The sequence below is a fragment of the Acidovorax soli genome (assembly GCF_014207955.1).
GTDB lineage: Bacteria > Pseudomonadota > Gammaproteobacteria > Burkholderiales > Burkholderiaceae_C > Acidovorax > Acidovorax soli_A.
In genome coordinates this window covers 261,750-274,199 of record NZ_JACHLK010000004.1, presented here as the reverse complement: position 1 = coordinate 274,199, position 12,450 = coordinate 261,750, and the positions used below count along the sequence as shown (strand labels likewise).

At 68.6% G+C, this 12,450-nt stretch carries 12 protein-coding genes; 3 read left to right on the top strand and 9 right to left on the bottom strand.

Features of this window, described 5'->3' with window-relative positions:
- On the bottom strand, positions 1 to 786 hold the full coding sequence (locus HNP48_RS12900; protein ID WP_184857413.1) for an IclR family transcriptional regulator C-terminal domain-containing protein: 786 nt from the start codon (positions 784 to 786) through the stop codon (positions 1 to 3).
- A gap of 175 nt (positions 787 to 961) precedes the next feature.
- On the opposite strand from HNP48_RS12900, the gene pobA reads away from it, so the two are divergent.
- A complete protein-coding gene (gene pobA / locus HNP48_RS12895; RefSeq protein ID WP_184857411.1) occupies positions 962 to 2,146 on the top strand; it encodes a 4-hydroxybenzoate 3-monooxygenase in 1,185 nt (394 codons plus the stop codon).
- 186 nt (positions 2,147 to 2,332) lie between these two features.
- Here pobA and purH read toward each other — a convergent pair whose 3' ends face one another.
- The 4 genes from purH to HNP48_RS12875 form a co-directional block, all read right to left on the bottom strand.
- Positions 2,333 to 3,934, bottom strand: a complete 1,602-nt coding sequence (purH, locus tag HNP48_RS12890; protein ID WP_184857409.1) for a bifunctional phosphoribosylaminoimidazolecarboxamide formyltransferase/IMP cyclohydrolase — start codon at positions 3,932 to 3,934, stop codon at positions 2,333 to 2,335.
- 71 nt (positions 3,935 to 4,005) lie between these two features.
- Positions 4,006 to 4,239, bottom strand: a complete 234-nt coding sequence (locus tag HNP48_RS12885; protein ID WP_015015597.1) for a Fis family transcriptional regulator — start codon at positions 4,237 to 4,239, stop codon at positions 4,006 to 4,008.
- Positions 4,236 to 5,291 (bottom strand): tRNA dihydrouridine synthase DusB, encoded by a 1,056-nt coding sequence (gene dusB, locus HNP48_RS12880; RefSeq protein WP_184857407.1) that lies wholly within the window; start codon positions 5,289 to 5,291, stop codon positions 4,236 to 4,238. The genes HNP48_RS12885 and dusB overlap by 4 nt, the downstream gene beginning before the upstream one ends.
- A 150-nt stretch (positions 5,292 to 5,441) precedes the next feature.
- On the bottom strand, positions 5,442 to 5,981 hold the full coding sequence (locus HNP48_RS12875) for a M15 family metallopeptidase (protein WP_184857404.1): 540 nt from the start codon (positions 5,979 to 5,981) through the stop codon (positions 5,442 to 5,444).
- 152 nt (positions 5,982 to 6,133) lie between these two features.
- On the opposite strand from HNP48_RS12875, the gene HNP48_RS12870 reads away from it, so the two are divergent.
- Positions 6,134 to 6,604 carry a YqaA family protein gene (locus HNP48_RS12870; RefSeq protein ID WP_184857402.1) on the top strand — a complete coding sequence of 157 codons (471 nt, stop codon included), beginning with the start codon at positions 6,134 to 6,136 and terminating at the stop codon, positions 6,602 to 6,604.
- Here the strand turns inward: HNP48_RS12870 and HNP48_RS12865 are convergent, their stop codons facing one another.
- The 4 genes from HNP48_RS12865 to HNP48_RS12850 all read right to left on the bottom strand — a co-directional run bounded on the left by HNP48_RS12865 (position 6,605) and on the right by HNP48_RS12850 (position 11,161).
- The gene (locus HNP48_RS12865; protein ID WP_184857400.1) at positions 6,605 to 7,891 is read right to left on the bottom strand and encodes a diguanylate cyclase; all 1,287 of its coding nucleotides are present in this window, start codon (positions 7,889 to 7,891) and stop codon (positions 6,605 to 6,607) included.
- Positions 7,892 to 8,109: 218 nt separating this feature from the next.
- Positions 8,110 to 9,003: an EamA family transporter RarD gene (gene rarD / locus HNP48_RS12860; protein WP_184857398.1), complete on the bottom strand. Its 894-nt coding sequence runs from the start codon at positions 9,001 to 9,003 to the stop codon at positions 8,110 to 8,112.
- 109 nt (positions 9,004 to 9,112) lie between these two features.
- Positions 9,113 to 10,207, bottom strand: a complete 1,095-nt coding sequence (gene ychF, locus HNP48_RS12855) for a redox-regulated ATPase YchF (protein WP_184857396.1) — start codon at positions 10,205 to 10,207, stop codon at positions 9,113 to 9,115.
- Between the two features lie 84 nt (positions 10,208 to 10,291).
- Positions 10,292 to 11,161, bottom strand: a complete 870-nt coding sequence (locus tag HNP48_RS12850; RefSeq protein ID WP_184857394.1) for an MOSC domain-containing protein — start codon at positions 11,159 to 11,161, stop codon at positions 10,292 to 10,294.
- A 91-nt stretch (positions 11,162 to 11,252) separates the two neighbouring features.
- Between HNP48_RS12850 and HNP48_RS12845 the strand changes: the two genes are divergently transcribed.
- On the top strand, positions 11,253 to 12,386 hold the full coding sequence (locus tag HNP48_RS12845) for an FAD-dependent monooxygenase (protein ID WP_184857392.1): 1,134 nt from the start codon (positions 11,253 to 11,255) through the stop codon (positions 12,384 to 12,386).
- Positions 12,387 to 12,450 lie beyond the last annotated feature (64 nt).

Sequence of the window (12,450 nt, the reverse complement as noted above, 5' to 3'; positions counted from 1 at the left end):
CTAAAGGAGGCCGCGCAGTTCTCGCGCTGCTTCCTGCAGCAGCGGCAGCATCTCCCGCTGCAGGCTGCCCTCGTCCAGCTGCTTGGGCGAAGCCACCACATTGAGCGCCGCCACGGTCTGCCCCTGCAGGTTGCGCAGGGGCACAGCCAGGGCGTGCACGCCCAGTTCGTGCTCCTCCACCGCCAGGCACCAGTCGTCGCGGCGCGCGCGCGCGATGGCCTGGCGCAGCGGCCCGACCTGGGTGAGGGTGTGGGGCGTGAGCCGCTGCAGCGTGGCGCCCTTGAGCCAGGCCGTGAGTGCGGGTGCAGGCAGTGCCGCCAGCAGCACCCGCCCGGTGGAGGTGGGGTGCGCCGGCAGCCGCGCGCCCAGGTGCAGGCCATAGGCCAGCACGCGCGAGGGCGCGCCGTACACGCCGCTGCGCGCCACGATCACCACCTCGCTGCCGTCGAGCACCACGGCCGAGAAGGACTGCTGCGTCTGCGCCGCCAGGCGGTTGAGCGTGGGCTGCAGCACGCGCGGCAGCCGCGCCGAGGCCAGGTAGCTGCCCGAAAAGCGCAGCACCTTGGGCGCCAGCCAGAAGTAGCTGCCATCGCTCTCCAGGTAACCGAGGTGCGCCAGCGTGAGCAGGTGCCGGCGCGCCGCCGCGCGCGTGAGCCCAGTGCGCTGCGCGGCCAGCGTGGCGTTCAGGCGCTGGCGCTCGGTATCAAAGCTCTCCAGCACGGCCATGCCCTTGGCCATGCCCTCGATGAGGTCGGCCTTGGCGATGGGGGTGGCGGCGGTGGTCATGGGCGGCAGGCGGTCGGGCACTCAAGCATTGCGCGATGATCGCACAAAGCGTCCACTGATCGCACGCAACCGGCCTGGCGGCATCGCGCTTTGACCTGCATCAACCTACGCTTGGGCCATGCCCTGCGAGAGCGTTTCCAGGGCCCGTTCATCCCCAGCTTTGCGAGGTTCCCCCATGCGTACCCAGGTTGCCATCATCGGCGCCGGCCCGGCCGGCCTGCTGCTCGGCCAGTTGCTGCACACGTCCGGCATCGAGGCCGTCATCATCGAACAGCGCAGCGCCGACTACGTGCTCGGCCGCATCCGCGCCGGCGTGCTCGAACAGGTCACCATGGACCTGCTCGAAAAAGCCGGCGTGAGCGCGCGCGCCCATGCCCAGGGCCTGCCGCACGACGGCATCGAACTCTTGTTCAAGGGCGCGCGCCACCGCATCGACCTGCATGCATTGAGCGGCGGCAGCCGCGTCACGGTCTACGGACAGACCGAGGTCACACACGACCTGATGGATGCGCGCGCCGCCGCGGGCCTCACCACCGTGTACGAGGCCGCCAATGTGCGCGTGCACGATTTCGATGGCAGCCAGCCACGCGTGACCTGGGAGAAGGATGGCCAGGCGCACGAGCTGCGCTGCGACTTCATCGCCGGCTGCGACGGCTACCACGGTGTGTGCCGCGCCAGCGTGCCCGAGGGCGCGCTCAAGACCTACGAGCGCGTCTACCCCTTTGGCTGGCTGGGCGTGCTGGCCGACGTGCCACCCGTCTCGCACGAGCTGATCTATGCCAACACCGAGCGCGGCTTTGCGCTGTGCAGCATGCGCAGCACCACGCGCAGCCGCTACTACCTGCAGGTGCCCGACACCGACAAGGTGGAGAACTGGAGCATCGAGCAGTTCTGGGCCGAGCTCGCGAACCGCCTGGACCCCGAGGCCCGCGAGCACCTGGTCACCGGCCCGGCGCTGGAGATGAGCATCGCCCCACTGCGCAGCTTCGTGGCCGAGCCCATGCGCTTTGGCCGCCTGTTCCTGGCGGGCGACGCGGCCCACATCGTGCCCCCCACGGGCGCCAAGGGCCTGAACCTGGCGGCCAGCGACGTGGGCTACCTGTGGAACGCGTTTGCCGATCACTACGGCGACAAGTCGAATGCCGGCATCGACACCTACTCCGACCGCTGCCTGCGCCGCGTCTGGCGCGCCGAGCGCTTCTCGTGGTGGTTCACCTCGCTGATGCACCGCTTCCCCGACACCGGCGAGTTCGGCCAGAAGATGCAGGAGGCCGAGCTCGACTACCTGATCCACTCGCGCGCCGCATCGACCGCATTGGCCGAGAACTATGTGGGCCTGCCGATGGACTTCGGCGCCTGAGGCGGAAGACCACAAAAAAAGGCGGCCCAGGCCGCCTTTTTTCTTTCCTCAGTTGCCAGCAAGGCGCGCGGCCCAAGCCAGGACCGCCGCGCAAGGGCCGCCCCGCCGCGCTGGCGGTGTCCCCCTTCCCGAATGGCGCAGCCATTCGGGAAGGGGGAAGGCGCGAAGCGACTCAGGGGGTTGTACTTAGTGCCTGAAGTGGCGCACTCCGCTGAACACCATGGCCACGCCGCGCTCATTCGCGGCATCGATGACTTCGTTGTCGCGCATGGAGCCACCGGGCTGGATCACGCAGGTGGCGCCCGCATCGACCACCACGTCCAGGCCGTCGCGGAAGGGGAAGAAGGCGTCGCTCGCCACCACCGTGCCCTGCAGGCTCAGGTTGGCATGGCTGGCCTTGATGCTGGCGATGCGGGCCGAATCGAGGCGGCTCATCTGGCCGGCGCCCACGCCCATGGTCATGCCGCCCTTGCAGAAGACGATGGCATTGCTCTTGACGTACTTGGCCACCTTCCAGGCGAACAGCAGGTCTTCCATCTCTTCGAGGGTGGGCTGCTTCTGGGTCACGACCTTCAGGTCGGTCAGCGACAGCTCATGGTTGTCGGCCGTCTGCAGCAGCAGGCCCGAACCGATGCGCTTGGCGTCCATGGCGTTGCGGCCACGCTGCCAGTCGGTGGTGCCGCCGTGGGCGGGCAGCGCGATCTTGAGCAGGCGCACATTGGCCTTGGCCTTGAAGACTTCCAGTGCCTCGGCCGTGAAGTCGGGCGCCATCAGCACCTCGACGAACTGCTTGGAGATCTGCTGTGCGGCCTTGCCGTCCACCGCGCGGTTGAAGGCGATGATGCCGCCGAAGGCGCTGGTGGGATCGGTCTGGAAGGCCTTGCCGTAGCTGTCCAGCGCATCCAGGCCCACGGCCACGCCGCAGGGGTTGGCGTGCTTGACGATCACGCAGGCCGGTGCCTCGAAGCTCTTGACGCATTCCCAGGCGGCATCGGCATCGGCGATGTTGTTGTACGATAGTTCCTTGCCCTGCAGCTGCTCACCGGTGACCAGCGAGCCGGGCGCGGGGTGCAGGTCGCGGTACAGCGCAGCCTGCTGGTGGGCGTTCTCGCCGTAGCGCAGGTCCTGCACCTTGGTGAAGATGCCGTTGCTCTGGCCTGCGAACTGGGCGCGCGCGGGCACATAGGTCTCCGACAGCTTCTCTTCCTCGAACGTGACGGACGAGAGGTAGTCGCTGATCGCGCCGTCGTACTGGGCGATGCGGTTGAAGGCAGCCACCGACAGCGCAAAGCGCAGCTTGTCGGAGAGCTTACCCGCGGCCTGGAGCTCGGCCAGCACGGCCGGGTACTGCGAGGCGTCGGTCAGCACGCCCACGTCCTTCCAGTTCTTGGCGGCGCTGCGCACCATGGCAGGGCCGCCGATGTCGATGTTCTCGATGGCGTCGGCCAGGGTGCAGCCGGCCTTGGCCACGGTGGACTCGAAGGGGTAGAGGTTGACCACCAGCAGGTCGATGGTGTCGATGCCGTGCTCCTTGAGCGCCGCCATGTGCTCGGGCAGCTCGCGGCGCGCCAGCAGGCCGCCGTGCACCTTGGGGTGCAGGGTCTTGACGCGGCCGTCCAGCATTTCAGGGAACTGCGTGACCTCGGCCACCTCGGTCACGGGCAGGCCCTTGTCGGCCAGCAGCTTGGCCGTGCCCCCGGTGGACAGCAGCTTGATGCCCAGGGCGTGCAGCGCCTGGGCGAATTCGACGATGCCGGTTTTGTCGGAGACGGAAAGAAGTGCGTTCATGGCAGATCGGTAGGGGAGTTTGGAATCGAGTGGGGTGCAGCTGCCGGCAACTGCACCGGCGCAGCAGGGGGTCAGAGCAGCTTGTGCTCCACCAGCTTCTTGCGCAGGGTGTTGCGGTTCAGGCCCAGCCATTCGGCGGCGCGCGACTGGTTGTTGTCGGCCTGCTGCATCACGACTTCCAGCAGCGGGCGTTCAACCACGCGCACCAGCATGTCGTACATGCCATCGGGCGTCTCGCCGCCCAGGTCGCGAAAGTAGCCCTGCAGGCTCTCGCGCACGCATTCTTCTATGTGTTTCTTGCTCATGCAGCCAATCCCTCTTGTTCTTCGCTGGGGTCTGCGTCGGCCGCCAGGGCACTCGCGGCGGGAAAGCGGTCCATCTGCTGCGCCAGGGCATCCAGATAATCCGCCACCGCCTGCCACTGGGTCGCGCAGTCCTCTATGGTGTTGATGTGTTGTCGAAAGACTTCGCCGCCCGGCATGCTGCGCAGGTACCAGGCAATGTGCTTGCGCGCACTGCGCACGCCGGTCAGCTCGCCATACAGGTGGTAGTGGTCCTGCAGGTGGTCGAGCAGCAGGCGCCGCACCTCGGCCACCAGCGGTGGCGCCAGGTGCTCGCCCGTGGCCAGGAAGTGGCCGATCTCGCGGAAGATCCAGGGTCGCCCCTGGGCCGCGCGGCCGACCATGATGGCATCGGCCCCGGTCGCCGCCAGCACGTCGCGTGCCTTCTCGGGCGAGGTGATGTCGCCATTGGCCACCACGGGCACGCGCACCGCTGCCTTCACGGCGGCGATGGTGTCGTACTCGGCCTGGCCCTTGTAGCCCTGCTCGCGCGTGCGCCCGTGCACCGTGAGCATCTGTATGCCCACGGCCTCGAACTGGCGCGCCAATGCCACGGCGTTCTTGTGCTCCTGGCACCAGCCGGTGCGCATCTTGAGCGTGACGGGCACCTTGTGCGGTGCACAGGCCTCGACCACCGCCTGCGCGATGGACACGGCCAGCGCCTCGTCCTGCATCAGGGCGGAGCCCGCCCATTTGTTGCACACCTTCTTGGCCGGGCAGCCCATGTTGATGTCGATGATCTGTGCGCCACGTTCCACGTTGTAGACCGCGGCCTCGGCCATCATCTGCGCCTCGGTGCCGGCAATCTGCACGGCAATGGGCCCGGGCTCCCCTTCGTGGTTGGCCCGGCGCGAGGTCTTGAGGCTGTTCCACAGGTCCTTGCGCGAGGTCACCATCTCGCTCACGGCATAGCCCGCCCCCAGCGCCTTGCACAACTGGCGGAACGGCCGGTCCGTGACGCCCGCCATCGGGGCGACGAACAGGGCGTTCGCCAAAGGAATGTGGCCGATCTGCATGGAAGGGATGGGGTGCGCGAATGCCGCGAATGCCGAAAAAGGAGGCAGGATTGTACCTGCTTAAAATTTCAGCAAATGAAATCTGCGCGACTTTTTTGGGGCACGCATGCTGCAGCGCAGCAATAGTGCGTTGCCCCTGCAAGGGGCCGGTCAGCGGGCCGCGAGATCGGTATCGCTGGCCGGAGCCGGCACGCCGCGCTGGGTGTAATGCCACCAGGCATCGGGCAGGTTGTCGAACTGGTGGCGTGCCATGAGCGTGCGCAGCCACTGGCGGTTGTAGTGCACATCGGGCGAGAAGACCTGGCTGGCCGGGGCCACCACGCCGGACGGCGTGCCCATGTCCACCTCGCCGCCATCGGCCAGGGGGCCGCGCACGAGCTTGCTGGCACGCAGGCCATCGACCACGGCCACCCGCACCACCCAGGCCCCGCTCTCGGCATGGCAGCGCGCCTTGAGCGCCAGTCCCAGGGCTTTCAGGCTGTCGTCCACAGCACGCAGGGCGGCCGGCTGGCCGGTGGCACCGCAGTCCTGACCCTGCACCACGCTGGTCGCACCCGAGGGCGCGGCCAGCGCCACGGGGGGCACGGCCGCCTGGGGACTCTGCGCGCACGCAGCCAGCAACGCGACCGCTGCCAGCGACAGCCAGGGGCTGCGGCTGGCGGTGGTGGGGGTGCGATGGATGGTGTGCATGGGGCCTCCTGCGTGAGCGGTAGCGTCCATGAACGATACAAATCCGGCAGGCGGTGGGCCATGCGCAGATGGCGCGCGCCCCTGTAGGACGGAAGCCCTACCCGGCTTTTCGGGTACGCCCCCCCTCTAAACTCCGATGCATGGAAATATGGATGCACCAGCTGATGCAGTGGCTGGCCCTGCCGCAGTTCGGCCTGAGCACCGTCTTCGTCGTCTCGTTCGTCTCGGCGACGCTGCTGCCGCTGGGATCGGAGCCGGCCGTATTCGGCCTCATCAAGCTCAACCCGGAAATGTTCTGGCCTGCCATCCTCGTGGCGACGGTGGGCAATACGCTGGGTGGCGGCGTCAGCTGGTGGATGGGCCTGGGGGCCCACAAGGCGGTGGACAAGGCGCGCGGACATGCCACCAATGTGCGTGCCCTGGCCTGGCTGGAGCGTTTCGGGCCGCGCGCCTGCCTGCTCAGCTGGCTGCCCGTGGCAGGCGACCCGCTGTGCGCCGTGGCCGGCTGGCTCAAGCTGCCGTTCTGGCCCTGCCTGGCCTACATGGCCGTGGGCAAGTTCATGCGCTACCTGGTGATGACCACCGTGCTGCTGCACTTCATGCCGGGGCAACTGGGCGGCTGATCAGGGCGCTGGGGTGCCCAGGAAATCCTTTTCGGTGCCCAGGGGCGCAATGGACGAGTCGCCCTTGGAGACGGGCTCTTCCACCACCACCTGGTTGCGCCCGCCTTCCTTGGCCATGTACATGGCCGTGTCGGCACGCGAGAAGAATTCGAGCACCGACTCGCCCAGGATGTACTGCGTGACGCCGATGGACACGGACACGCGGCTTTGCAGCGCTGCGGGCCAGGCATGCGACTCCACGTGGGCGCGGATGCGCTCGCAGGTATTGAGCGCGGGCAGCAGCGAGGTGCCCGGGAAGATCAGCAAAAACTCCTCCCCGCCATAGCGCCCGAAGATGTCGCCTGCGCGCACATTGTCCTGCGCCACGCGCGAGAAGGTGCGCAGCACCTCGTCGCCGCCCAGGTGGCCGAGTTCGTCGTTGATGCGCTTGAAATGGTCCAGGTCGATCACCGCCAGGCACAGCGGGATGCCGCTCTCGTCGGCCAGCTGCTTTTGCTCTTCGAGCGCGGCCACGGTGTAGCGCCGGTTGAAGCAGCCCACCAGGGTGTCGCGCTGGGCATCTTCCTGGATGTTGCGGATCTTGCGGCTCGCGCGGTGCAGGATGCGGTGCAGCTTCTGCACCTTGCCGATCAGCAGGATGAAGGCCGGCAGCGCCAGCGCCAGCGACAGCCAGTGCGCCAGCTCCAGCCGCAGCAGCGCCTCGTTGCCCTGCTCGGCATGGTGCAGGCCAATCACCAGCGCGTAGCCCCCCATCAGCACGCCGGCCAGGGCCATGAGCGCGCGGCCCGACACCCGGTACATGGCATAGGCCACGACGATGAAGGCAAACGGCGCCATCAGGATCTGCAGGATGGGGTCGAGGTAGCAGAGCACCAGCAGGCTGGCGCTGGCCACCATGGCGATGGGCAGCTTGAGCTGCTTGTCCCGGGCGCGGTGGTGCAGCCCCAGCGCGAAGGCCAGGGCAAAACCGGGCACGCCCACCGCCACCAGCGCCAGCGCGACGAACACGGTGCGCGCCTGCACCATGCCCAGCGCATGGAAGCCCAGCAGCGCCAGGAAATACAGCGCGATCAGCGCGCTGGCCACCCACCAGCGCCGGGCGGCGGCCCGGTCGCGCGGCTGGCCGGCCAGGTCCATCTCGCGGCGCGAGAGGTGGCGCTGCGCCGCCGGCTCATCGCTGGAGTCATCGAACTCCAGGATGGCGTCCGTCAGCGGAAAGGCATCGGTGTTGGCGAACAGCGGCTTCTTGCGCCCAAACAGCGTCGCGAGGGGGGAGGTGGCGCCCATGGTGGTCTGTGCACTTGGTTGGAAACGTTCGTTTTTTCAGTCAATGGACAGCCACCAGGGCCAGGGCGGGTTCGCACCGGCCCCTGGCGCACAGACAGGGCGCGCACGCACAGTCTTGGGGCCCCGATCACGGGACCCGGTATTTTAGGTACAGCCCCCTGCAGCCACCCCCGTGTTTTCCAGTAGCGGCCCCGCCCGCCAGCGCCCGCCCGCGCGGGTCAGCGGTCTGCCGCAGCCACGGCCGTGCCCGCACGCACCTGCCACCAGCCTTCCAGGCTGTAGACGAGCAATGCCGCCCAGATAAGCACGAAGCCTGCCAGCCGGGAGGGCTGCAGCGGCTCATGGAACAGCCAGACGCCCAGGGCGAACTGCAGGCTGGGCGAGATGTACTGCAGGATGCCCAGCGTCGCCAAAGGCAGCCTGCGGGCCCCGGCGGCGAACAGCAGCAGCGGAATGGCCGTGAGCGGCCCCGCCAGCGCCAGCCAGCCGATGTGGGCGGCATCGCCCTGCACCAGCACGCCCTGGCCTTGCCAGGCCCACCAGGCCATGGCGCCGAAGGCCAGGGGCGCGAGCATCAGCGTCTCCAGCGCCAGGCCTTCCAGCGCCCCCAGCGGTGCCAGCTTGCGCACCAGCCCATAGATACCGAAAGTGAGCGCCAACACCAGTGCAATCCACGGCAGGCGCCCGGTCTGCACCGTGAGCCACAGCACGCCTGCGGCCGCCACGGCCACCGCCAGCCACTGCCCCGGGCGCGGCCGCTCGTGCAGAAAGAAAAAGCCCATGGCGACATTGACCAGCGGCAGGATGAAATAGCCCAGGCTGGCGTCCACCACATGCTGGTTCTGCACCGCCCAGACATAGGTCAGCCAGTTGGAGGAGAGCAGCAGCGCCGATAGCGCAAACGCCAGCACCACGCGCGGCTGGCGCAGCAGGGCCGGCAGCCAGGCCCACTGCCGGCGCAGCCCCAGCACCGCGAGCAGGAACATGAGCGCCCAGGCCGTTCGGTGCACCACCACCTCGAGCGCAGGCACATCGGCCACCTGGCGAAAGTACAGGGGCAGCAGGCCCCAGGCGACATAGGCCAGGCTGGCGTAGAGGATTCCGGGGTTCATGGGGATCGGGGATTCGGGCGCATAAAAAAATCCCTGCAAGGCCCAGGGCCCAGCAGGGATGCGGGGGCAGGCACCCTGGGGCGCCTGCCGAGGAATCGGCCACAAAGGGTCAGACGTTGAACAGGAAGTTCAGCACGTCGCCATCCTTGACCACATATTCCTTGCCTTCGGCGCGCATCTTGCCTGCGTCCTTCGCGCCCTGCTCGCCCTTGTAGGCGATGTAGTCGTCAAAGCCGATGGTCTGGGCGCGGATGAAGCCGCGCTCGAAGTCACCGTGGATCACGCCGGCGGCCTGGGGCGCCGTGTCGCCGATGTGGATGGTCCAGGCGCGCACTTCCTTGACGCCGGCCGTGAAGTAGGTCTGCAGGCCCAGCAGGCTGAAGCCGGCGCGGATCAGGCGGTTCAGTCCGGGTTCTTCCAGGCCCATCTCCTGCAGGAACATGTCGCGGTCCTCGTCGCCCATCTCGGCCATCTCGGCTTCGATCTTGGCGCAGATGGCGACCACGGGCGCGCCCTGGGCGGCGGCATATTCCTTCAGGCGGTCGAGCAGCGGGTTGTTCTCGAAGCCGTCTTCGCTCACATTGCCCACGAACATGGCGGGCTTGGCGGTGATCAGGCAGAACTGCTTGAGCAGGGGCGCGTCTTCCTTGCTCACCGTGATGCTGCGCGCGGGCTTGCCTTGGTCGAGCGCGGCCTGGATGGGCGTGAGCAGGGAGACGATCTTGGCCGCCTCCTTGTCGTTGCCCGACTTGGCGGCCTTGCTATAGCGGTTCAGGGCCTTCTCGACGGTGGCCAGGTCGGCCAGGCACAGCTCGGTCTGGATGACCTCGATGTCGGCGATGGGATCGACCCGGCCCGCCACGTGGATCACGTTGGGGTCTTCGAAGCAGCGCACCACGTTGACGATGGCGTCCGTCTCGCGGATGTGGGCCAGGAACTGGTTGCCCAGGCCTTCGCCCTTGGAGGCGCCCGCCACCAGGCCGGCGATGTCCACGAACTCGACGATGGCCGGCACGATGCGCTCGGGCTCGACGATGCCGGCCAGCTTCTGCAGGCGGGGATCGGGCACCTCGACCACGCCGGTGTTGGGCTCGATGGTGCAGAACGGGTAGTTCTCGGCGGCGATGCCGGCCTTGGTCAGCGCGTTGAAGAGGGTGGACTTGCCCACATTGGGCAGGCCCACGATGCCGCATTGGAGGCTCATGGCAGGGCTTTCTGGAATTCGGGAGACAAACCGCCTATTTTACGGGCGGCTGGCCGCAGGCCCCACATGCCCTCCCACAAGCCCTCAGTCGAAACGCAGATCGGCCGCGATGCGCTGGCCCACGCGCAGCACCTGGCCCGCGCCCTGGCGCACGATGGCGTTCATGCCGAAGGTGATGGCGCCATCGAGGCGCTTGTCCTGGCGGTAGGTGCGCAGGGTGTCGCCCACCACGGGCGTGCTCTCGGCCGTGGCGGGGTCGATATCGGGAATGGGGCAGCGCGCGCAGGGCTTGACGGTCGCCAGGTGCAGCTCGCCGCCCTCGGCGTCGACGCGGATCTGGTCCACGCGGTCCTCGTCGTGCGCTTCCACGCCGTCGAGCACCACGTTGGGGCGAAAGCGCTCGATGCCCACGGCGGCGTGGCCGGCGGCGGCCAGGCGCTCGTTGAGGCTGTCGATCGAGGCCTGGCTGGCCACCAGCACCGGAAAGCCGTCGGCGAACTGGTTGGGGGCCTCCACGCCGCCGGTCCAGTCCATGCTGGACAGGCGCTTGACCTCGGGGTCGAAGCGCACCAGGCGGCAGGGCCTGCCCAGGAAGTCGGTGAACCACTGGGCCGCCACGGCCCCCATGTCCCAGGCGGGCACGGTGTCGCGCCAGACGGTCACGGTCATGGGCTCCTCGACCACGTCGATGCCCACGTGCAGGGCCAGCATGCCCGGGGCGCGCAGCACCATCTCCTCGCTCTTGAGCTGGGGGCGGATCAGCGCCATGCGCGGCAGCTCGCGCTGGGTGAGGAACTGGCCCGCGGGGTCGACCACCATCCAGGCGCGGTCCAGGTCCAGGCCGGTTTCGGTGAGCAGGGCTTCGCGCACCTCAATGCCGGCGCAGGACTTGATGGGGTAGACAAACAGGCGGGCGATGGTGCCCGACAGGTCGGATTCGGTGCTGAAGCTCACGCGGTGGCGCTCCTGAAAAAGAACGGACAGGGAAAGGCCCCAATTCTGCACTGCCTCCGCAGGGCCCGCCCCCGCTCCTACAATGGCCCGCATGGCGCAAACCTTTGATATCTGTATTCGCGGCGCGGGCATCGTGGGCCGCACCCTGGCCCTGCTGCTGGCGCGCGACCGCCTGCGCGTGGCCCTGGTGGCCGGCCCGGCCCCTGCGTCGAGCGGCCACTGTGACGTGCGCGCCTATGCGCTGAACCAGGCCTCGCGCCAGTTGCTCGAAGGCCTGCGCAGCTGGCCCGATGCGGCCCACGCCACCGCAGTCCGCTCCATGCAGGTGGCGGGCGACCAGGGCGGTGCCGTGTGCTTCGACGCGCAGGCACAGGGTGTGGACGCCCTGGCCTGGATCGTGGACGTGCCAGCGCTGGAAGCCCGGCTGGCCGAGGCCGTGCGCTACCAGCCCCAGGTCGAGACGCTGGAGGCCCCGGTCGAGGCCGCACTGACCGTGGTCTGCGAAGGCCGGGCCAGCCAGACCCGTGCCGAGTTCGGGGTCGAGTTCGAGGTCACGCCCTACGAGCAGCACGCCATTGCCACCCGGCTGCAATGCGAGCTGCCGCACGGGCAGGTGGCGCGCCAGTGGTTTCTGCCCGATGGCATCCTGGCTTTTCTGCCCCTCGCGGGCCCCGAAGGGAACTCCGTGGCCGTGGTGTGGTCTGTGCAGAAGGAGCAGGTGCCCGGTTTGCTGGCGCTGGCCCCCGAGGAATTCGCACAGCGCCTGGAAGCGGCGAGCCAACGCGCCCTGGGCAGCCTGCAGCTGGCGGGCGAGCGCGCCAGCTGGCCGCTGCAGCAGGCCCGGGCCAACCGCTGGTGCGGCCCGCTGGCCCCCAAGGGCCGGCAGCCGCGCAGCTTCGTGCTGGCCGGCGATGCCGCCCACAACGTGCATCCGCTGGCGGGCCAGGGCCTGAACCTGGGGCTGGCCGATGCCCAGGCCCTGGGGGGCTTGCTGCATGCACGCGACTACTGGCGCAGCGTGGCCGACCTCAAGCTGCTGCGCCGCTACGAGCGCGAACGCAAGACCGCGCTGCTGCCCATGGGACTGGCCACCGATGGGCTGCAACAGCTGTTCGCCCGCCAGGAGGGCCCCTGGCAGGCGCTGCGCAACTGGGGCATGAAGGGCTTCGAGCGCAGCGGACCGCTCAAGCATTTCGTGGCCCGCCAGGCCATGGGGATCCATTGACCCACCGACCGACACCGAAGGGGCTGCACGCCGTGGCCCCTCCCGAATCCAAGCCATCGAGACC